We start from the raw sequence: 20,519 nt of genomic DNA on the forward strand, positions 1-20,519 counted from the left end.
AACGATTGGTTCTCACATCCGTCGGGCGTCACCTTGAGGCCTTGGCCGTCGTTCAATGAGGCGTGACCACCGCATCCGTTGATCGTCGTACCGTCATCAAGGGCTCCGCAGCCGCCGCCGGCACCGCCACCATCGTGGCCGCAAGCGGGTCCACCGCCTCGGGCGCTTCTGCCTACTTCGCCCACGGCGTGGCCTCGGGCGACCCGATGCCGGACCGGGTGGTGATCTGGACCCGCGTCACGCCGACGTCGACCTCCACGCCCGGCTCGGGCAAGGGCCCGCGGGTCTGGGTCGACTACGAGGTCGCCACCGACCAGGCCTTCCGGCGGATCGTGAAGAAGGGCCGGATCGCCACCGGTGCGAGCGACGACCACACCGTCAAGCTCGACGTCACCGGGCTCCAGCCGGCCCGGTGGTACTTCTACCGGTTCTCCTACAAGGGCCGCTTCAGCCGCGTCGGCCGCACCCGCACCGCCCCCGCGCACTCCTCCACCCCGAGCCGCGTGCGCCTGGGCATGGTCTCGTGCTCGAACCTGCAGGCCGGTTGGTTCAGCGCCTACCGCCACCTGGCCAAGCGCAACGACCTGCACGCGATCGTCCACCTCGGCGACTACATCTACGAATACGGCCCCGGCCAGTACGGCTACGGCAACGACAACGTCGACATCCGCAAGCACGCGCCGGCGCGCGAGATGGTCAGCCTGGCCGACTACCGCCAGCGCCACGCGCAGTACAAGCGCGACGCCGACCTGCAGGAGCTGCACGCCCGCTATCCGTTCATCGTCACCTGGGACGACCACGAGGTGACCAACGACGCCAACAAGGAGGGTGCCGAGAACCACGACGCCAGCGAAGGCAGCTGGCTCACCCGTCGTGCACGCAGCCACCGGGCGTACGACGAGTGGATGCCGGTGCGGATGAGTGGCACTGCCGCACTCGGGGACGGCACCCGCCTGTTCCGCACCCTGCGCTTCGGCCAGCTGGCCGAGCTGAGCATGCTCGACCTGCGCACCTATCGCAGCACACCGGTGGAGTCACCTGCCTCCGGTGAGGCCAGCTCCTCGGAACGCAGCATCGCCGGCGCACAACAGCTCGCCTGGCTCAAGAAGAACCTCACCAGCGAGCGGGCCCAGTGGAAGCTGGTCGGCAACCCGGTGATGATCGCCCCGGTCACCTTCGGCACCGTCCCCGACGCGCTGATCGATCCGATCAACGACGTCACCAAGCTGTTGCCCGAGGACGGCGTGGCCTACAACATCGACCAGTGGGACGGCTACACCCACGATCGCCGCGTGCTCTTCGAGCACATCCGCGACCAGGGGATCACCGACACGGTCTTCCTCACCGGCGACATCCACTCCGCCTGGGCGTGCGAGCTCCCCTTCGACCCGGGCAGCTATCCCGTGGTCCGCGAGAATGCCGGCGTGGAGTTCGTCTGCACCTCGGTCACCAGCAACAACCTCAAGGACATCCTCGGCGTCCAGCGCCGGACCGCATCGGTCGCGGTCGAGACCATCCTGACCGCCGCCAACCCACACATCCGCCACCTCAACTTCGACGACCACGGCTACTCGGTCCTCGACGTCACCTCGGCCCGGGTGCAGTGCGACTACTACGCAATCGGAGACAGAGCAGTGAAGAGCACCGGACTCACCTGGCAGGCCTCGTGGCAGACGCTCGCGGGCACCCAGCAGCTGCGCCGCGTCCACACCCCGGTGGGTGGTGCGTGATGTGTGAGGACAACGGCTCCGGGTTCGCCGCGATCCCCGACCTCGCCACCGGCGAGGAAGCGGTGACCGCGGATCGTCGTACCCTGCTCAAGGTCGCCGGTGCCGGGGGTGCCGGACTCGTCTTCTCCAGCGCCCTGGGTGCGGCGCCTGCCACGGCCGCGCCGTTCAACCGCAAGCGCTGCTACGTGCTGGTGATCGACGGTTGCCGTCCCGACGAGATCGGCGGTGGCCTGATGCCCAACACCAAGCGGCTGCGCGACTCGGGGATGAACTTCCCCCGGGCCCGGTCCCTGCCGATCATGGAGACCATCCCCAACCACGTGATGATGATGACCGGGATGCGGCCGGACAAGACCGGAGTGCCGGCCAACTCGATCTATGACCGCAACGCCAAGGTCGTGCGCGACATGGACCGGCCCAGCGACCTGCGTGCCGACACGATCATCTCCCAGATCAACCGCAGCGGCCGAACCACCGCGACGGTGCTCAGCAAGGACTACCTCTATGGCATCTTCGGCACCCGGGCCACCCGCCGCTGGGAGCCCGCGCCGCTGATCCCGATCACCAACCACGCCCCCGACGTGTTCACCATCGAGGCCGCCAAGAAGATGGTGACCACCCACGACCCTGAGTTCATGTTCGTCAACCTCGGCGACGTGGACCGGGTGGGCCATGCCGACCTGACCGGTACGACGCTGCAGCTCGCGCGCCGCGCAGCCCTGGTCAACACAGACGTGCAGCTGAAGTCCTTCATCGACCTGCTCAAGCAGACTAGCCGCTGGCAGAACACGATGGTGATCGTGCTCGCCGACCACTCGATGGACTGGTCGTTGCCGCACAACGTGATCTCGCTGACCGACAAGCTCGAGGCCGACCCCGAGCTCAGCCAGAAGGTGCAGATCGCCCAGAACGGTGGCGCCGACCTGCTCTACTGGACCGGGCCCGCCGAACTGAGGCAGACCGCGGTGGACCGCATGATCCGCATCGCCCGCGCACAGCCCGGTGTCCTCTCCGCGCACGACCGGCTCAAGGAACGCCCCACCCTCCGCCTCGGGGGCCACGCCGGCGATGTCGTCGTCTACTGCAAGTCCGGTTGGCGGTTCAGCGACCCCTCGGTGGTCTCCAACCCGATCCCGGGCAATCACGGCCACCCGGCCACCGCGTCCATCCCGTTCTTCATCGCCGGAGGATGGCAGGGGCTGCCCCGGGGGAGCTCCAGCTCGATCGCGCACACCCAGGACGTCGCACCGACGGTGTCGAAGTTCTTCGGGCTGCAGGCGCCCACGGGGTCGAAGACGTGGGACGGCCGGCACCGCATCTGAGTCGGCACCGCTCGCCGTAAGCCGTCACTGATTGCCGCGCGCGGCGTTGAGCAGGCAGGCAGCCAGCCCTTCGTTGACGTAGTCAGGATCGTGATCGCACCGTGAGGACCAACCGAGGAAGCGCGAGAACGCGCCTGCTGCTCGCCGCCACCCTGGTCGCGGCCACCCTGGCTGCGACGGGGAGCCCGTCGCAGGCCGACCAGGACATCCGCACCGCCGCCGGACAGAGCGTCACGGTGGACAAGGTCAAGGAGATTGCGGGCGAGACCGGCGAGAGCCTCGCCCAGGTCACGCAGCTGCTGCGCGAGGACGCCAGCATGCGACTGGACGCCAAGGGTCGGCTCTACCACGCCGACCGGGTGGCCAAGGCGTCCGCGACGAGCAGCGCCCCGGTGGTGGCCGCGAGTCCGGACCACCCGTTGGCGGACACGTTCAAGCTGCACAGCCGCAGGGGCAGCAAGAAGGTGATCTATCTCGACTTCACCGGTGAGCGGGTCTGTGACACCGAGTGGAACCGCGGCGGGCTGCTCGGCCTCGGGGCGCTGCCCTGCGGCACCTATGCGGGCTATGACGTCGACGGCCGGGCCGGGTTCAGCAACGCCGAGCGCGCACTGGTCCAGGAGGTCTGGGCCCGTGTCGCGGAGGACTACGCGCCCTTCGACGTCGACGTGACCACCGAGCGACCGGCCGCATGGCGGATCAACCGCAGCAGCGCGAGCGACACCTACTTCGGCGTGCACGGTGTCGTCAGCAGCAGTACGACGGCGCGCGATCGCACCTGCGGCGGTCCCGGGTGTGCGGGAGTCGCCTATGTCGGCATCTTCGACGAGCCGAGAACGGACGGGCAGCGGATCTTCTGGGCCTTCCCCGAGGAGCTCGGCAACCAGCCCCGACGCCTGGCAGACGTGCTCTCGCACGAGGCGGGCCACACCTTGAACCTGCTCCACGACGGGAACACGACGGCCGAATATGACCAGGGCCATGGCATCTGGGCACCGCTGATGGGCGCCTCGGATCGGGCGCTGACCCAGTGGAGCCGGGGTGAGTACCAGGGTGCGAACAACCGGCAGGACGACCTGAGCGTGATCGCGACCAACGGTGCCCGCTACAAGGCGGACGACCACTCGAGCCGGCTCTCCTCGGGCACCAGGCTGAACCCGTCGTCGACCCGATCGGGTGTCATCGGACGGAGCGCCGACGTGGACGTCTTCCGGCTGCGCACCCGTTGTCGAGGCACGGTGAACGTCGCTGTCCGCAACGTCCGCTTCGGACCCAACCTCGACATCCGACTGCGGATCTACAACAGCCGCGGCCGGTTGGTCACCACCCGCAACCCCACCTCGTCCTCGTCCGGGATGGCAGGTGGACTGGATGCCAGCTTCCGCGGGATCCGCCCGGTCGGCACGACGTACCTGGTGATCGACGGCGTCGGGGCGCGGGATCCGCGCACTACCGGCTACAGCGGCTATGGCAGCCTCGGCCGCTATGGGGTGCGCTACACGTCGTCGTGTGGCCGGCGCTGGTGAGCCTCAGCCCGACGCAAGCCGCTTGAGAGCACTGCGGGCGACGTTGGGATCGGTGGTGGTCCACATCGGCGGCAGGCTCGCCTTGAGGAACGACCCGTAGCGCGCCGTGGCCAGTCGCGCGTCGAGAACGGCCACCACGCCGCGGTCCGAATGGGTGCGGATCAACCGGCCTGCGCCCTGGGCCAGCAACAGCGCAGCGTGGGTGGCCGCGACCTGCATGAACCCGTTGCCGCCCGCCTGGTCGGCGGCCTTCTGGCGCGCGGACATCAACGGGTCGTCGGGCCGCGGGAACGGGATCCGGTCGATCAGCACCAGCTGGCAGGTGTCGCCCGGCACGTCGAGGCCCTGCCAGAGGCTGAGCGTGCCGAACAGGATCGTGTGCGGGTCCTCGACGAACTGCTTCTGCAGCTCGGCCAGCTGTGCCTCGCCCTGGACCAGGGTGGTCAGGTGAGGCAGACGACGACGGGTCTCCTCGGCAGCGGCCTCCGCGGCGCGCTTGCTCGAGAACAGGCCCAGGGTGCGGCCCTCGGCCGCGTCGACGAGCTCGACGATCTCGTCCAGGTGCTTGGTGCCCAGCCCCTCGCGTCCGGGCGGGGGCAGGTGCTTGGCGACGTAGAGGATCGCCTGCTGCGGATAGTTGAAGGGTGACCCCACATCGATGCCCCGCCAGGGCTGTACGCCGTCCCCGGGGCGTTCCTCTCCCCCGGCCAGCACCCGCTCGGTGGGCTTGAGGCCCACGGAGGTGGCGATGTTGTTGAAGTCGCCGCCCAGCATCAGCGTCGCGGACGTGAAGACCACGGTCTTGTCGGCGAGCAGCTTGTCGCGCATCTGGCCCCAGACCTGGAGGGGCGCCACGCAGAGCTGGGGTCCTCCGTGGCGGGGGTCGCGGTCGTTGAGCCACAGCACGTCGCTGTTCAGGTCGGCGGCCATCCGATCGGCGGTGGCGAACACCTCCTGCACCCCGGCCTTGGCCTGGTTGCGACCCGGATCGGCCTCGCCGTCCTTCTCCTTGGGGATCGCGCCGAGCGCGGCGCGGGCGCCGTCGCGGACCAGGATCAGGGCATCGGCGAGCTGCGGATCCATCTTGTCGATCCGCCCGGCCTCGGTGCGCTCGATGGCGTCCTTGAGCGCACCGGCGGCGTCGTCGAGGTCGTCGGCCTCGCTCTCCTCGACATAGCGGGCAGCGCGGCGGGCGGCGCGCTCGACGTCGCTGACCGCGAGCTCGTCGGTGGCGGCCTGGGTGACCCGGGCGACGACCTCGTGGGCCTCGTCGATCACGACGGTGTCGTAGTCCGGGATCATCGGGACGCCCTCGATGGCGTCGATGGCGAGCAGGCTGTGGTTGGTGATGATCAGGCTGCTGGCGGCGGCCTTCTCCTTGGCCCGCTCAGCGAAGCACTCCTCACCGAACTGGCACCGCGCCTTGCCCAGGCACTCGCGGGCGCTGACCGAGACCTGACGCCAGACCCGATCGGTGTGCCGGGGTGCGTTGTCGCGCTCACCGGTGCCGTTCTTCTCCGCCTCCTGCTCGGCCCACTCGCGGAGTTTGACGACCTCGGCACCCATCGAGCCGGTGGGCAGCTCGACCAGCGCACCCTGGTCGTCGGGCGCGCCCTCGCGGACCCGGTGCAGGCAGGCGTAGTTGGACCGGCCCTTGAGGACGGCGTAGGACGTGTCGACGCCGGGCTTGGCCTTCAGCGCGTCGACCAGGCGCGGGATGTCACGCTCCACCAGCTGGTGCTGCAGGGCCAGGGTCGCGGTGGCGACCACGACCCGCTCGTCGTGGAGCAGGCTCGGGATCAGGTAGGCCAGCGACTTCCCGGTGCCGGTCCCGGCCTGGACGAGCAGGTGCTGGCCGGACTCCATCGACTCGGCGACCGCCTGCGCCATCTGCACCTGGCCGGCCCGCTCCTGGCCACCGAGGGCCTGGACCGCCTCCGCCAGCAGGCTGGTCACGGGCGCCTGGGCCGGGTCGGTCGCGGTCTCGGGAGTGGTGGTCAGGTCGTCGGGCACCCGGAAACCCTAACCTTGCCCACCGACGCCGCGGACCGTCGTACACACCCGCACGCCGACCCGTCGTGAATTCACCTTCCAGCCCACCGCGAAATGCGAACGACCCGCCACCAGCAAGAGGCTGGACGACGGGTCGCCGCACGGAACGGGCGTGGCTCAGACCACGGCACCCGAGTCGCTGGGATCGCGTTCCTTGCGTTCCTTCTTCTCCCGCGAGAACGGCTGGACCTGCTGCAGATAGCTCGCCAACGGGGTGGCGACGAAGACCGTCGAATAGGTGCCGATGATCAACCCGAGCAGCAGCGCGAGCGCGAAGTCCTCCAGCGAGTCACCGCTCATGAACGTCAGCGCCCCGAGGATGAACATGGCGCCGAGACCGGTGTTCACCGTGCGCGGCATCGTCTCGATCATCGCCTTGTTGGCCACCTCGTCGAAGGTGCCGGTCTTGGTTCCCTGCCAACGTTCTCGGATGCGGTCGAAGACGACCACGGTGTCGTTGACGGACAGGCCCACGATGGTCAGCGCCGCGGCCAGGAAGATGCCGTCGATCGGCTTGCCGAACCAGGCGAAGATGCCGGTCACCAGCAGTACGTCGTGTGCCATCGACGCCACGGCCGAGAGCGCGAAGGTCCAGTGGAACCGGATCGCCAGATAGAGCATCTGGGCCGCAAGGGCGATCAGGAAGGCGATCAGCGCCTTCTCCTTCAGCTCCTGACCGAGACTGGCCGCGACGGTGTCGTCGGTGACCTGCTCGACCTTGCCGGCCTGCTTCTCGAGCCCTTCGGCGATCTGGTCGCGCTGCTCGTTGGTGATCTCCCCGGCGCGGATCGAGACCCGCTCGGTGCCGTCGCTGGCCTTGACCTTCTGCACCACGGCCTCGGGAAGACCGGCGTCGACGACGGACTCGCGTGCTTCGTCGGCGGAGATGTCCTTGGCGGTGGAGTATTCGATCGTGCGTCCACCGGTGAACTCGAGCCCGAGGTTGAGGCCCTGACTGGCGATGCCGCCGATCGCGAACAGGGTGGCCAGGACCGAGACGACCATCCACGTCTTGCGACGCTTCATGATCTGCGGGTCCTTCTTGGTCAACCAGGTGCGGACCCGCCCGACGTTGCTGAGACCCGTGATGTGCGGACGGCGAGCGACCGGACGGCTGGAGACTGCGATCTCGGTGAGCACCCGGGCGATGACGAGCGCCGAGATCATCGAGGCGATGACACCGATGGAGAGGGTGACACCGAAGCCCTTGACCGAGCCGGACGCGAAGATGAAGAGCAGCAACGCGGCCAGCAGGGTCGTCACGTTGGAGTCGATGATGGCGGTCCAGGCCTTGTTGAAGCCGACCTGGAGCGCACGTCTCATCCCGGCCTTGGGATTCTCTGCATATTCCTCCCGTGCTCGCTCGAAGACCAGCACGTTCGCGTCGATCGCCAATCCGATGGCGAGCACGAATCCGGCAAGACCGGGCAGGGTCAGGGTCGCGCCGACGGCGAGCGTCATCGCATAGGCCAGCAGGGCGTAGGACGCGAGCGCCATCGTGGCCAGGAACCCGACCAGGCGATAGACGATGATGATGAAGAGGCCGGTCAGGATCAGGCCGATGATGCCGGCCTCGATCGAGGCCTTGATCGCGGCGTCACCGAGCGTGGGGCCGACGACCGAGTCCTGCATCGGGACGCCGGTGAGGAACTTGCCGTTCTCGTCGACCGAGCCCAGGGCCAGCGGGAGGGCACCGCCCTCGATCAGGACGGAGAGGTCGCGGGCGTCCTTCTCGGTGAAGTTTCCGTTGATCTCGGTCTTGCCGCCGCTGATGCCGTTGTTGCAGGAGAGGGACTCGTCGACCTGCGGCGAGGAGATGACCTTGTTGTCCAGGACGATGGCGATACGGCGGGCGGGGTCGTTGACCGGCGCGCACGCCTGCTCGCCGGTGAGCTTCTTGTATGCCTTGCCGCCGTCACCATCGAAGTCGATGTTGACGACCCACTTCACCTGGTTCTGCGGCACGCCCGCTTCGGCACTCTTGATCTGGTCACCGGTGATCCGGGTCTTCCCGATCTCGATCGGCTGGCCGTCCTCGTCCGCGATGACCCTGTTGCCCGCCTTGGAGGGCTTCGCCTGCGTGCTCTGCGCAGCACTGACGACCGGGTGCATGGTCAGTCGGGCCGTCTTGCCGATGACCTCCTTGGCCGCCTCCGGGTCCTGCACGTCGGGCAGCTCGACCAGGATCCGGTCGTCGCCGACACGGACCAGGGTGGGCTCGGAGACACCGAGGGAGTCGACGCGACCACGGAGCACCTCGAGGGTGCGGTCGACCTCACTGGCGGTGACCTCGTCGTCCGGATTCTCCGGGTCCTGCGCCTGATACATGAGTTGGGACCCACCGCGAAGGTCGATCCCGAGGCGGGGCTCCTTCTCTACGGAGAGCCAGAAGCATCCACCCAGCAGTCCGATGACCAGCAGAAGGCGTAGGAAAGCACCACGTGACATGAGCGCAATCTTCCACCACGACGCCAACTCGACGTGAATCGGGCCACAGATGGCCGCTCAGCCCACGCCCAACCGTTCCTGCACCACGCTGCCGAACATCGCATGCCCCGCGTCAGTGAGGTGCAGCTGGTCGTCGAGATAGTCGAGCTCGAGGTCGATGACCGACACATAGGCGATGTCGCGGCGCTCGGCGAGATCGGACAGCAGCCGGTCCACCCGGATCGCTCCCCCTGCACGCGACGGGGCGCGCGCGGGTCCGATCACCCGGATCTCCTCGGGTTCGACGCCTCGGGCGATCATCTGGTCGATCACGGCGTTGAATCCCACGGTGATCTCCGAGGCTGGCCGGTCGAAGTCGTTCAGCCCGCCTTCGATGACCACCAGCGCGGCCTCGTCGAAGGGCGCCGACGCCGCGCGTGCGGCGTACGAGAAGGCCTCACCGCACCCGCTCGCCGTCCTGCTGAAGCCGGACCCGGCGAACGCGTGCACGGTGACCCGTCCCGGGAGCTGGTCGGTCCAGGTCCGTCCGATGTCACGCGACTCCAGCCCGGCCGCCCATGAGTCGCCGATGACGACGGTGCGCGGACCGCTCCCGACCACCGCGTCGAGACGCAGCTCGGCCTGGGCCTCGAAGCGCGCGCACGCCGAGGACTGCTCACTGACCGCCTGCTCCCGCTGCGCGGCGATGCCGCCGATCACGAGGGCACAGATCAGCACGGCGCCTGCGCGCCAGAGCCAACGACGGTCCAGAATCCCCACCGATTCAGTGTGCGCTCAGACGGCGTACGCCGCCAACTCGTCCGCAAGCCTCTCGTCGGCGCGGCCCTTGATCAGGGTCCCGTCGGCGGTGTGCTCCATCGACTCGATCTCCCCGCGCTGGTGCAGCCGGTTGATCAGGTCACCGCGCTCATAGGGAACGAGCGCGGAGAACTCCACGGCTGGACGCGGCAGCTCGGCCTCGACCAGGGCGAGGACCTCGGCGATCCCCTCCCCCGTCTTCGCGCTGACCACGACCGAGTGCGGCTCGCGGGCGCGCAACCTGGCCAGCACCATCGGGTCGGCGGCGTCGGCCTTGTTGATCACGATCAGCTCGGGGACCTTGCTGGCCTCGATGTCGGCGAAGACCTCGCGGACAGCCGCGATCTGGCTCTCGGGGTCCGGGTGCGAGCCGTCGACCACGTGCAGGATCAGGTCGGCGTCGGCGACCTCCTCCAGCGTCGAGCGGAACGCCTCGATCAGCTGGTGCGGCAGGTGGCGTACGAACCCGACGGTGTCGGACATCGTGTAGATCCGGCCGTCCGAGGTCGTGGTCTTGCGGGTGGTCGGGTCGAGCGTCGCGAAGAGCGCGTCCTCGACCAGCACACCGGCATCGGTGAGCCGGTTCAGCAGCGAGGACTTGCCCGCGTTCGTGTAGCCCGCGATCGCCACCGAGGGGATCTCGTTGCGCTTGCGGTCGAGGCGCTTGGTGTCGCGGGTCCCCTTCATCGCCTTGAGCTCGCGACGGAGCTTGGCGATCTTGGTGTTGATGCGTCGACGATCGGTCTCGATCTTCGTCTCACCGGGACCACGACCACCGATGCCCTCGCCGCCAGCGGCACGGCCACCGGCCTGGCGGGACAGGTTGCCACCCCAACCGCGCAGGCGCTGTTTCATGTATTGCAGCTGGGCCAGCTCGACCTGGGCCTGGCCCTCCTTCGACTTCGCGTGCTGGGCGAAGATGTCGAGGATCAGTGCGGTCCGGTCGACGGCCTTGACCTTGAGCTTGTCCTCGAGGTTCCTCAGCTGGCTCGGGGCGAGGTCACCGTCGAGCACGACGGTGTCGGCGCCGGTGGCCTCGACGATCTCGCGCAGTCCCTCCACCTTTCCGCGACCGATGTATGTCGCGGGGTCGGGCTTCTGGCGCCGCTGATAGATGGCCTCGAGCACTTCGGAGCCGGCCGTCTCGGCGAGCAGCGCGAGCTCGGCCATCGAGTTCTCGGCGTCCTCGATGGTCCCCTCGGTCCAGACCCCGACGAGCACCACGCGCTCGAGTCGGAGCTGGCGGTATTCGACCTCGGTGATGTCCTCGAGCTCGGTGCGCAGACCTGCGACCCGGCGCAGGGCGTGCCGCTCGGCGAGGTCCTGCGCGCCGGTGGTCAGCTCTTCGGGGTCCGGGCCATCGGTCGAGACCGATTCATAGCCGGACTCCCAGTCCTCATCGCCGGAGTCGTCGTCCGAGTCGTCCCCCTGGTCATCCCCGGGGTTGTCACCGAAGTCGTCGTCGTCCCAAGCGTCGGTCTCGTCGAGCTCGGCGGCGAGTGAGAAGGGTTCGTGTGCGTTCGTCATATGCCTTCAAGAGTATGTCGCCGACCTGCAACCGGCCAACGAGTTTCGCGGTGCGATAGAACTGTGCGCATGTCCGACTCGCCCAGCGCGCCCGCCACGGTCTCCTGGCCGATCGCAACCATGATGGCGTTGCTGGTCCCGGCGCTCGTCTTCTGGACCTTCCTGCTCTTCGCGCTCGGGCTCTCCGACACGCTCAGCCTGGCGATGGCCTGCATCGGGTGGCTGGCCGTGGGCGGACTGCTCTTCCGGATCGGTCAGCGCCGCGCACGCAGCTGGGGCCTGGGGTTGCTCGCCGGTGCCTTGGCCTGCCTGCCGTGGGCACTGGTTCCCGGGCTGGTGACCTGATGAGCCAGGACGTCCTCGACACCCGGCCCGGTTTCGGTCGGAGCTTCTTCGGCCCGCTCAGCGTCGTCGCGATGGCGATCGGGCTCAGCCTGTCGGCGTTCCCGTGGTTCACCGATGTCCCCGGCGCCTCGATGTTCGCGTTCCTGCCACCGCTGCTCGGGGCGGCGATGCTCGGGCTGCGGGGCCAGGTGCGTCACTTCGGCACCGGCCTGGCGCTGTCGATCCTCGGCGCACCCGTCTTCTACCTGGTTTTCCTGCTCGCGGTGAACGTCGCCGGCCTCGTCGGCTGACCGCAGGCCCAGGAGTGCGAACGGCCCGCGCCCCGGGTGGGGGCGCGGGCCGGTTTGGCTGGTCAGTGGGTCACTTGGGTGGCATCCGGATGCCGCCGTCGACGCGAATGACCTCGGCGTTCATGTAGGAGTTGGTGATGCACTCGACCACCATCGAGGCCAGTTCGTCGGGGGTGCCCAGGCGCTTGGGGAACAGCACGCTCTCGCCGAGCTTCGCCTTGAACGCCTCGGCCTGCTCGCCCTCGCCGTAGATCGGGGTGTCGATCAGGCCCGGGGCCACGGTGTTGAGGCGGATGCCTGCCGAGGAGAGGTCGCGCGCCACCGGGAGGGTCATCCCGACCACGCCTCCCTTGGACGCCGAGTAGGCGGCTTGGCCGATCTGGCCGTCGAAGGCGGCGACCGAGGCGAGGTTGACGATGGCGCCACGCTGGCCGTCCGCGTCGGGCTCGTTCTGGCTCATCTTGGTGGCCGCGAGGCGGACCATGTCGAACGTACCGATCAGGTTGATGCCGATCACCTTGGTGAAGGCGGCCAGGTCGAAGGCGGAGTCGAACTCGCCGTCACGACCGATCGTGCGCTGGGCCCAACCGATGCCGGCCGAGTTGACCACGGCGCGCAGGGGGGCCAGCTCGACGGCCTCGTTCACCGCGTTCTTGTTCTGCTCGTTGTCGGTGACATCGACGCTGACGAAGATCCCGCCGATCTCCTTGGCCAACGCCTGGCCCTTCTCGGCGTTCAGGTCGGCGACGACGACCTTCGCGCCCTTGGCTGCCAGTTGGCGGGCGGCGGCGGCACCGATTCCGGAGGCGCCGCCGGTGACGATTGCACTTGCTCGGGTGATGTCCATGACAGGGATGCTATTGGGTGCGGGCGAACCTCGCCCGGCCGTCCGGCAAGCGGCCGCCCGACGGCTCCCGCCGCCGACCAGTGCGCCTCAGAGAGTGGTCATGCCCTCGGCAACGATCCGCGCCGGGCCGGTCATCAGGATCCGGTCGTCCTCGGTCCACTCGATGAACAGCGTCCCGCCGGGGACGTCGACGCGGTACGGCGTACCGCGTTCGGCCCCGTCCACCAACGCTGTGGCAACCATCGCTGCGCAGGCACCCGTGCCGCACGAGCGGGTCTCGCCCGAACCGCGCTCGTGCACGCGCATCGCCACGTGCCGCTCGCCGACCCGGCTGACGAACTCGACGTTGACGCCGTGCGGATAGACCTGCTCGTCGTGGGTCGGGGCGGTGAGGAGGTCGCCCGCCTGCTCGAGCTCGTCGACGAAGACGACCGCGTGGGGGTTGCCCATGCCGACGTTGACGCTCGGCCAGGTGCGCTCACCGACGCCGACCTTCGACTCCGGGCCGAACGTCGGGGTGCCCATGTCGACGGTGATCGCGATGCCGCCCTCGATCTCGTCGGAGACGGCGAAGGTGACGGTCCTGATCCCGGCGCGGGTGGCCACCTTGAGCGGCTCGCGCGGGTCGATGGTCGAGTGCGTGGCGAGATAGAGCGCGAAGACGCGGATGCCGTTGCCGCACATCTCCGAGAGTGAGCCGTCGGAGTTGCGGTAGTCCATGAACCAGCGGGCCTCACCGCGGGCCGCGACCGCCGCGGGATCGTCGGTGGCGTCGGTGCGCACCACTCGGATCACGCCATCGGCGCCGATGCCGGCGCGACGGTCGCACAGCCGGGCGACCTGCGCTGCGGTCAGCTCGTGCTTTCCGTTTGCGTCGGGGACCAGGACGAAGTCGTTCTCTGTCCCGTGGCCCTTGACGAAGTCATATTCACTCACCCGGCCATCCTCCCATGCTCGCCACGGCGGGCTGAGGAGGTCGCGGTGGCGACGGCCAGTCCCTCAGTAGAGCTGCTTGCCGTAGTCGGACCCGTAGTAGGCGTCGAGCTCCTCCTGCGACTTCTCGGGCACGTCCAGCTGCTTGGCCACCGACGCGCGCCGCGGTACGACGCCCTCGGGGTCCCAGGTCGTCGGGTCCCACAGCTTCGAGCGCAGGAATGCCTTCGAGCAGTGGTGGAACAGCTCGTCGATCTCAACGACCACGGCGAGCAGCGGCCGCTTGCCCTTGACGACCAGGTCATCGAAGAAGTCGGCGTCACTGACCAGCGTGGCCCGCCCATTGATCCGCAGGGTGTCGCCGCGACCGGGGATGAAGAAGTTCAGCCCGACGTGTGGGTTGCGGAGCAGGTTCTTGTAGCCGTCGGCCCGGCGGTTCCCGGGTCGCTCCGCGATCGCGATCGTGGTCCGGTCGAGCACGTGGACCAGCTCCCCGGGCGGGTCTCCCTTGGGTGAGGCGTCGCAGCGCCCGTGCTCGTCAGCGGTCGCCATCACGCAGAACGGCGAGGCTCGCAGCCAGTCGACGTCGAGGTCGTGCAGCTCATGGCGTGCCTTGTCCCGCACCCTCGGCAAGGGCTCGCCGATCAGCTCGACCAGGGCCACCTCGTCGGTGATCGCATGCAATCGCCCTGTCACCGGACGACCGCATATCGCCCGCACATGAAGTCCCGGTTCCGGGCGACCTCGATCAGCTCCAGGTCGATCGCCCGGGGAAGCAGCGGCGATCCGGAGCCGAGGGTGACCGGCGCGAACTGCACCCAGACCTCGTCCAGCAGGCCGGCGTCGTGGAACTGCCCGACCAGGTCACCGCCGCCAACGATCCAGATGTCCTTGCCCTGCGCGGCCTCGGCCATCTGCGCGTGCACCTCGCGTACGTCGGCCTGGGTGAAGGTGACCTCTCCACCACCGGTCTTGTCTGGCAGCTGGCGGTGCGTGAAGACCCAGGTCGGGCTGGTGTAGTCCCACTTCCCGTTCTCCTGGGCGACGATCCACTCATAGGTCGTGGAGCCCATCGCCAACGCGCCCTTCTTCGCACCGAACGCCGGATAGGCCATCGGCCCGTCCAGGTCGATGTCCTGGCGGAACAACCACTCGAGTGAGTTGTCCTCGGTGGCAATGAAGCCGTCGAGGCTCGACGCGGTGTAGTAGTGGGTCGCCATGCCCTTCAGTATCGCGGCTGCTCGGCGAGGACCGCCACCGCTTTGTCGACCAGGTCCGGGTCGTCCCAGGCCAGCCAGGTGATCCGCGGGTCCTTGCGGAACCACCCGTCCTGCTTGCGGGCGAACCTGCGGGTCGCGGTCTTGGTCTTCTCACGCGCCTCGGCCTCGGTGATCTCGCCGGCCAGCAGGCTCATCACCTCCGGATAGCCGATTGCCCTCGACGCGGTGACCGCAGCGGGCAGGCCCTGGTCCACCAGGGTGCGGACCTCGTCGACGAAGCCCTGGTCGAACATCAGGTCCACCCGGCGCGCGATGCGCTCGTGCAGCGTTGCCCGGTCGATGTCGACACCGATCTGGTGGGCACCCTCGAGCTGATACTCCAGCACCGGCAGCGTCGAGCTGTACCGCTGGCCGGTGACCTCGATGACCTCGAGGGCACGCACCACCCGACGGGCGTTCGTGGCCGGGATCCCCTGTGCAGCAGGCGGGTCGAGCTGCGCCAGTCGGGCGTGGAGTGCATCCGGGCCGATCCGGTCGAGCTCGTCGGTGAGCTGACGACGTACGGCGGGATCGACGCCGGGGAACTCGAAGCGGTCGAGCACGGCGCGGGTGTAGAGCGCCGAACCGCCCACCAGCACCGGCACCCGACCGCGTGCCCGCAGGTCGGCGATGGTCGCGCGCGCCAGCACCTGGAAGTCCGCCACCGAGGCCGCCTGGTCGATGTCGAGCAGGTCGAGCAGGTGATGGGGGATGCCGCGACGCAGCTCGACGGGCTGCTTCGCCGTGCCGATGTCCATGCCGCGATAGACCTGCATCGCGTCGGTGTTGACCACCTCCCCACCCAGGCGCTGGGCCAGTGAGAGGGAGAGGTCCGTCTTGCCCGCAGCCGTCGCACCGACCACCGCAACCACGGGAGGGACGGCAGGCCGCACAGCAGGCGGAACGGGGGAGGCGGGCATGCGGTTAGTGTTTCAGAGTCATTTCTCGGGTCGCGACACGTGCGACCGACAACCCTAAGGAGCACAGCATGGGTTTCCTGGACAAGCTCAAGGGCAAGAGCGGCGACATCAAGGAGAAGGCGGCTGACGCCGTCGACAAGCACGGCGACAAGATCGGCGACGGCCTCGACAAGACCAAGGACTTCGTCGACGACAAGACCGGCGGCAAGCTGGGCTCGAAGGGCGACGCGGCGGTCGACAAGGCCAAGGACGCGCTCGACAAGCTCGACGGAAAGAACGACGACATCAGGTGACACCCTGACCCGGGTGATCGAACGCGACTGTGCGACCGATCAGGCGGGTCCATTCACTGGTTGATTCGTTCGACGCATCACCACCACTCCGTCGTCCAAGTGGGCCGGCTCCCCCTCGGGGCCGGTCGCTTGGCGCGGCCGGGTCTCGACGATCCGCACCTGCCACTGCTCGGGGTGCAGGTCGAGCTCGGTCAGCTCTTCCTCAGGGGTGAGGAACTTCGCCTCCGGGTGATGTCCGTGCGCCTCGTGGTGCTTCGACCACGGCGGCGGGGCCGCGTGGGTCACCAGCAGCAGGTGCCCTCCGGGGGCCACCCGCTCGGCTGCCCGGCGCAGGATCTCGGTGCGCGGGAGTTCCACGAAAGAGTGGAAGAACGCGGCGGTGACCAGGTCGAACCGGTCATCGGTGGTCCAGGTCGACAGGTCGGTCGCGATGAAGGAGGCGTCCACTCCGCGCGCCCGGGCCTCCGCGCTCGCCCGCGCCACGGCGCTGGGCGAGATGTCGAGCCCGGTCACCTGCCAGCCCTGTTCGGCCAACCAGAGCGCGTCGCCGCCTTCGCCGCAGCCGAGGTCGAGCGCCGTGCCGGGTGTGAGTGCCTGCACGACGTCGGCGACGGTGGCATTCACCCGTCCGGACCAGATCCGATCCTTGCCGCTCTCGGTGTAGCGGGCCTCCCAGTGCGCAGCCGGGGTTGCATGTTCTTCAGTCACGACACAGAGCATGCAACTTCATCCCAAGGTGAAGTCAAGTGCCCGGTGAGCCCCCGCTTGCCGGTGCCCCTAGGCTCGGATCATGGTCGACCGCTTCCGGGTAGTTCCCGCCTCCTACGTCTTCCTGCTCCGCGACACCGAGCAGGGCACCGAGGTGCTCCTCCAGCTGAGGAAGAACACCGGATACATGGACGAGCACTGGGCTGCGGCCGCGGCCGGACATGTGGAGCAGGGCGAGACGGCGTACGCCGCTGCGCAGCGCGAGGCGACCGAGGAGCTCGGCATCAGCGACGTCGAGCTGTCCTTCCTCACCTCCATGCAGCGCACGCGGGGTGGCGAGCCGATCGACGAGCGGATCGACTTCTTCTTCACTGCGCGCACCTGGACCGGCGAACCGCGGATCACCGAGCCGGACAAGTGCGCCGGGCTGGAGTGGTTCCCGCTCACCGGGTTGCCCGACCCCGTCGTGCCGCACGAACTGGTGACGCTGACCGCTCTGCGCAGCGGCGAGGTCGCGGCCTACACCACGCATGGCTTCTGAACACCACCACAACCAGGGAAGAGGAACACGATGAGTGAGAACCGGCCCGAACCCGTCGCCGAGGAGCCCCAGCTGCACCCGGGCGGTGTCGACTCGACCGACGACCCGAAATATGGCGAGACCCCCGGCGAGCCGGTCCCGCGCGACCTGGACCCGGACGACAACCCGGCCGTTGAGGACGTGGCTCCGGACGAGATCACCGAGCCGGACGACAAGCAGCAGGAGCCGGACAACGGCGAGGCCGACCTCGATGCCGGTGAGACCGGCGAGTCCGAGCCTCCGGCCTGATCCCGGAGAGTTGTCCACAGGCGCCGCAGTAGGCAGTGGCAGCGCGCGCGAACCTCACCCATCCTCGTGGGATGGAAAGGCTCACTGCACTGCTCGCCCAGCAGGCCGGCGTGATCAGCCGGCGACAGGCGATCGAGCTCGGGCTCGATGACCTCGAGCTGAGCGCGCTGGTGCGCGCCGACCGGCTGCACACCGTGCACCCCGGCGTCCATGTGGACCACCCCGGGCCCCTCACCTGGCACCAGCGCGCCTGGGCGGCGGTGCTCCATGCCTGGCCAGCCGCGCTCTCGCACGGCTCTGCGTTGCGCGCCGCGAATGGGCCGGGACGACGCCTCGCGCTCGGGCACCAGGGCGACCCCGGACCGATCCATGTCGCCGTGGGCACCCGACGCAAGGTCGCCGTGCAGCCGGGAATCGTGGTCCACCGTCTGGGTGGGCTCTCGTCCCGGGTGGAGTGGAACCGCTCCCCTCCCCGTCTCCGCATCGAGGAGGCCGGGGTCGAGCTGGCCGCCGCGAGCAGCAGCGACTACGACGCGGTGAGTGTGCTCGCGGATCTGGTCTCGTCGCGCCAGACCACCCCAGGGCGCCTGCTCGACGCGCTGGCGGGTCGGCCCACCCTCGCCCGGCGTGACTTCCTCACCGAGGTGCTCGACGACGTCACCCAACAGACGTGCACGGTCCTCGCGCAGGGCTACCTGCTCCGGGTCGTGCGGCCCCATGGGCTGCCCATGGCCGTGCCGCAGCCGATCGACCCGCGCCGTGGGTTGCTGCGCGCCGAGGTGCTGCACGGGGAGTTCGGGCAGGTGGTCGGGCTCGACGGGCGGATCTTTGCCTCGGGCTCCCGGCGAGGCGCGTGCGAACGCGAACACGATTGGCAGCACGGTCGGGAGCACGACTGGCCAGAGGATTGGCCGGACGACTCGGGTGCCGAGTTGGCTGCCCCCGAGCCCAGCAGCATCCGGCTGGGCTGGCGGCAGGTGTTCGAACGGCCGTGCGCCACCGCCGTACAGATGGTCGCGCTCCTGCGCGCCAGGGGCTGGCACGGGACTCCACACCTGTGTCCGGAGTGCTCCGTCGAGGCGACGCGTCTGCTTCTGCCGGGCGCCTAGCGGGTGATCAGCCGATCGAGCAGGACGGTGCCTCGGGCAGCGGTGCGGGCTTGCCCAGGCTCGGCATGCCGAGGCCGACACCCTTGGGCGCCGCCGACCGGCCCTCCCACGCGTCACCCGAGCGGGTACGACGTACGGCAAGGACCGGGCCGTCCGCGATCAGGTGGTGCGGAGCCGCCTGGGTGATGGTGACCGTGACCATGTCGCCGGGGCGGATCGGAGCGTCTGGCCGGGCATCCCCTGCATCCTCGCCGGTCGACCGGTCGGGAGTGAAGTGCACCAGCCGGTTGTCGGGGCCACGACCCGAGAGTCGTTGGGTGGCGTTGTCCTTGCGACCCTCGCCCTCGGAGACCAGCAGCTCAACGGTGCGACCCACCAGCAGCTTGTTCTCCTCCCAGGCAATGTCGTTCACGAGCGCGACCAGGCGCTGGTAGCGGTCCCTGACCACCTCGGGCGCGATCTGGTCGGGCAGCGTGGCGGCCGGGGTGCCGGGGCGGATCGAGTACTGGAAGGTGAACGCTCCCGCGAAGCGCGCCTCACGCACCACGTGCATCGTCTCGAGGAAGTCCTCCTCGGTCTCGCCGGGGAAGCCGACGATGATGTCGGTGGTGATGGCGGCCTGGGGCATCGCGGCACGGACCCGCTCGATGATCCCGAGGAACTTCTTCTGCCGATAGGACCGGCGCATCTCCTTCAGCACGCGGTCCGAGCCGGACTGCAGCGGCATGTGCAGCTGCGGCATCACGTTCGGCGTCTCGGCCATCGCCTCGATGACGTCGTCGGTGAACTCCGCCGGGTGCGGCGAGGTGAACCGGACTCGTTCGAGCCCCTCGATCGCACCGCAGGCACGTAGCAGCTTTGAGAACGCCTGCCGATCGCCGAACTCCACGCCGTAGGCGTTGACGTTCTGGCCGAGCAGGGTGATCTCGGAGACGCCGTCGGCGACCAGGGCCTCGATCTCGGCGAGGATCTCGCCGGGGCGCCGGTCCTTCTCCTTGCCCCGCAGCGAGGGCACGATGCAGAACGTGCAGGTGTTGTTGCAGCCGACCGAGATCGACACCCAGGCGGCGTACGCCGAGTCCCGCTTGGTCGGCAGCGTCGAGGGGAACACCTCGAGCGACTCGAGGATCTCCACCTGCGCCTCGTTGTTGGCCCGGGCCCGGTCGAGCAGCACCGGCAGCGAGCCGATGTTGTGGGTGCCGAAGACGACGTCGACGAACGGCGCCTTCTCGGTGATCGTGGCCCGGTCCTTCTGGGCCAGGCAGCCCCCGACCGCGATCTGGAGATCAGGGTTCTTCGCCTTGATCGGGGCCAGGTGGGAGAGGTTGCCGTAGAGCTTGTTGTCGGCGTTCTCGCGAACCGCGCACGTGTTGAAGACGACGACGTCGGCATGCTCGGCCTGGCCCTGGCCCGCCTCGAAGGCGACATAGCCGGCACCCTCCAGCAGGCCGGTGAGCCGCTCGGAGTCGTGAACGTTCATCTGGCACCCGTAGGTGCGGACCTCATACGTGCGCGTCATAACGGTCCAAGCCTACGGCGAGGCCGGGTTGCGCGCCCAAAGCTCGGGCTTGGCAACGATTCGG

The 20,519-nt window shown here is 68.9% G+C and carries 20 protein-coding genes; 9 read left to right on the plus strand and 11 right to left on the minus strand.

Annotation, left to right across the window (positions count from 1 at the left end; genetic code table 11):
• The first annotated feature begins 62 nt into the window (after nucleotides 1–62).
• The 3 genes from BJ980_RS07735 to BJ980_RS07745 all read left to right on the plus strand — a co-directional run bounded on the left by BJ980_RS07735 (nucleotide 63) and on the right by BJ980_RS07745 (nucleotide 4,578).
• Nucleotides 63–1,730, plus strand: coding sequence for an alkaline phosphatase D family protein (locus BJ980_RS07735; RefSeq protein ID WP_179501763.1), 1,668 nt, complete (start codon nucleotides 63–65; stop codon nucleotides 1,728–1,730).
• The gene (locus BJ980_RS07740) at nucleotides 1,730–3,052 is read left to right on the plus strand and encodes an alkaline phosphatase family protein (RefSeq protein WP_179501764.1); all 1,323 of its coding nucleotides are present in this window, start codon (nucleotides 1,730–1,732) and stop codon (nucleotides 3,050–3,052) included. The genes BJ980_RS07735 and BJ980_RS07740 overlap by 1 nt, the downstream gene beginning before the upstream one ends.
• 101 nt (nucleotides 3,053–3,153) lie before the next feature.
• On the plus strand, nucleotides 3,154–4,578 hold the full coding sequence (locus BJ980_RS07745; RefSeq protein ID WP_179501765.1) for a zinc metalloprotease: 1,425 nt from the start codon (nucleotides 3,154–3,156) through the stop codon (nucleotides 4,576–4,578).
• Nucleotides 4,579–4,581: 3 nt separating this feature from the next.
• On the opposite strand, the gene BJ980_RS07750 is transcribed toward BJ980_RS07745, so the two are convergent.
• The 4 genes from BJ980_RS07750 to hflX form a co-directional block, all read right to left on the minus strand.
• Complete coding sequence (locus BJ980_RS07750; protein ID WP_179503806.1) at nucleotides 4,582–6,468, minus strand: ATP-dependent DNA helicase; 1,887 nt, start codon at nucleotides 6,466–6,468, stop codon at nucleotides 4,582–4,584.
• A 279-nt stretch (nucleotides 6,469–6,747) separates the two neighbouring features.
• Nucleotides 6,748–9,078, minus strand: a complete 2,331-nt coding sequence (gene secD / locus BJ980_RS07755; RefSeq protein WP_179501766.1) for a protein translocase subunit SecD — start codon at nucleotides 9,076–9,078, stop codon at nucleotides 6,748–6,750.
• A gap of 57 nt (nucleotides 9,079–9,135) precedes the next feature.
• Nucleotides 9,136–9,837 carry a GDSL-type esterase/lipase family protein gene (locus tag BJ980_RS07760; RefSeq protein WP_179501767.1) on the minus strand — a complete coding sequence of 234 codons (702 nt, stop codon included), beginning with the start codon at nucleotides 9,835–9,837 and terminating at the stop codon, nucleotides 9,136–9,138.
• 15 nt (nucleotides 9,838–9,852) lie between these two features.
• On the minus strand, nucleotides 9,853–11,403 hold the full coding sequence (hflX, locus tag BJ980_RS07765) for a GTPase HflX (protein WP_179501768.1): 1,551 nt from the start codon (nucleotides 11,401–11,403) through the stop codon (nucleotides 9,853–9,855).
• Nucleotides 11,404–11,472: 69 nt separating this feature from the next.
• Here hflX and BJ980_RS07770 point away from each other — a divergent pair, with 69 nt between their 5' ends.
• On the plus strand, nucleotides 11,473–11,748 hold the full coding sequence (locus tag BJ980_RS07770) for a hypothetical protein (protein ID WP_179501769.1): 276 nt from the start codon (nucleotides 11,473–11,475) through the stop codon (nucleotides 11,746–11,748).
• Entirely contained in the window at nucleotides 11,748–12,038 is a 291-nt protein-coding gene (locus BJ980_RS07775; RefSeq protein ID WP_179501770.1) for a hypothetical protein, read from the plus strand. Before BJ980_RS07770 ends, BJ980_RS07775 begins: the two co-directional genes overlap by 1 nt.
• Nucleotides 12,039–12,108: 70 nt before the next feature.
• Here the strand turns inward: BJ980_RS07775 and BJ980_RS07780 are convergent, their stop codons facing one another.
• The 5 genes from BJ980_RS07780 to miaA all read right to left on the minus strand — a co-directional run bounded on the left by BJ980_RS07780 (nucleotide 12,109) and on the right by miaA (nucleotide 15,997).
• Entirely contained in the window at nucleotides 12,109–12,885 is a 777-nt protein-coding gene (locus BJ980_RS07780) for an SDR family NAD(P)-dependent oxidoreductase (RefSeq protein WP_179501771.1), read from the minus strand.
• Between the two features lie 87 nt (nucleotides 12,886–12,972).
• Complete coding sequence (gene dapF, locus BJ980_RS07785) at nucleotides 12,973–13,821, minus strand: diaminopimelate epimerase (RefSeq protein ID WP_179501772.1); 849 nt, start codon at nucleotides 13,819–13,821, stop codon at nucleotides 12,973–12,975.
• Nucleotides 13,822–13,884: 63 nt separating this feature from the next.
• Nucleotides 13,885–14,514 (minus strand): MSMEG_1061 family FMN-dependent PPOX-type flavoprotein, encoded by a 630-nt coding sequence (locus tag BJ980_RS07790; RefSeq protein WP_343047730.1) that lies wholly within the window; start codon nucleotides 14,512–14,514, stop codon nucleotides 13,885–13,887.
• Nucleotides 14,511–15,038: a dihydrofolate reductase family protein gene (locus tag BJ980_RS07795; RefSeq protein ID WP_179501773.1), complete on the minus strand. Its 528-nt coding sequence runs from the start codon at nucleotides 15,036–15,038 to the stop codon at nucleotides 14,511–14,513. The genes BJ980_RS07790 and BJ980_RS07795 overlap by 4 nt, the downstream gene beginning before the upstream one ends.
• A gap of 5 nt (nucleotides 15,039–15,043) precedes the next feature.
• Nucleotides 15,044–15,997: a tRNA (adenosine(37)-N6)-dimethylallyltransferase MiaA gene (gene miaA / locus BJ980_RS07800; protein ID WP_179501774.1), complete on the minus strand. Its 954-nt coding sequence runs from the start codon at nucleotides 15,995–15,997 to the stop codon at nucleotides 15,044–15,046.
• 68 nt (nucleotides 15,998–16,065) lie between these two features.
• Between miaA and BJ980_RS07805 the strand changes: the two genes are divergently transcribed.
• Nucleotides 16,066–16,290 (plus strand): antitoxin, encoded by a 225-nt coding sequence (locus tag BJ980_RS07805; RefSeq protein WP_179501775.1) that lies wholly within the window; start codon nucleotides 16,066–16,068, stop codon nucleotides 16,288–16,290.
• Nucleotides 16,291–16,329: 39 nt separating this feature from the next.
• Here BJ980_RS07805 and BJ980_RS07810 read toward each other — a convergent pair whose 3' ends face one another.
• Entirely contained in the window at nucleotides 16,330–16,998 is a 669-nt protein-coding gene (locus BJ980_RS07810; RefSeq protein ID WP_218855442.1) for a methyltransferase domain-containing protein, read from the minus strand.
• 82 nt (nucleotides 16,999–17,080) lie between these two features.
• Here BJ980_RS07810 and BJ980_RS07815 point away from each other — a divergent pair, with 82 nt between their 5' ends.
• From BJ980_RS07815 to BJ980_RS07825, 3 genes are all read left to right on the plus strand, one after another.
• On the plus strand, nucleotides 17,081–17,539 hold the full coding sequence (locus BJ980_RS07815) for an NUDIX hydrolase (RefSeq protein ID WP_179501777.1): 459 nt from the start codon (nucleotides 17,081–17,083) through the stop codon (nucleotides 17,537–17,539).
• Nucleotides 17,540–17,569: 30 nt separating this feature from the next.
• Complete coding sequence (locus tag BJ980_RS07820) at nucleotides 17,570–17,827, plus strand: hypothetical protein (protein ID WP_179501778.1); 258 nt, start codon at nucleotides 17,570–17,572, stop codon at nucleotides 17,825–17,827.
• 71 nt (nucleotides 17,828–17,898) lie between these two features.
• Nucleotides 17,899–18,936, plus strand: coding sequence for a type IV toxin-antitoxin system AbiEi family antitoxin domain-containing protein (locus BJ980_RS07825; protein ID WP_179501779.1), 1,038 nt, complete (start codon nucleotides 17,899–17,901; stop codon nucleotides 18,934–18,936).
• A gap of 7 nt (nucleotides 18,937–18,943) precedes the next feature.
• Here the strand turns inward: BJ980_RS07825 and miaB are convergent, their stop codons facing one another.
• The gene (gene miaB / locus BJ980_RS07830) at nucleotides 18,944–20,455 is read right to left on the minus strand and encodes a tRNA (N6-isopentenyl adenosine(37)-C2)-methylthiotransferase MiaB (RefSeq protein WP_179501780.1); all 1,512 of its coding nucleotides are present in this window, start codon (nucleotides 20,453–20,455) and stop codon (nucleotides 18,944–18,946) included.
• Between the last annotated feature and the right edge of the window lie 64 nt (nucleotides 20,456–20,519).

This window comes from Nocardioides daedukensis, from assembly GCF_013408415.1.
Taxonomy (GTDB): Bacteria; Actinomycetota; Actinomycetes; order Propionibacteriales; family Nocardioidaceae; genus Nocardioides; species Nocardioides daedukensis.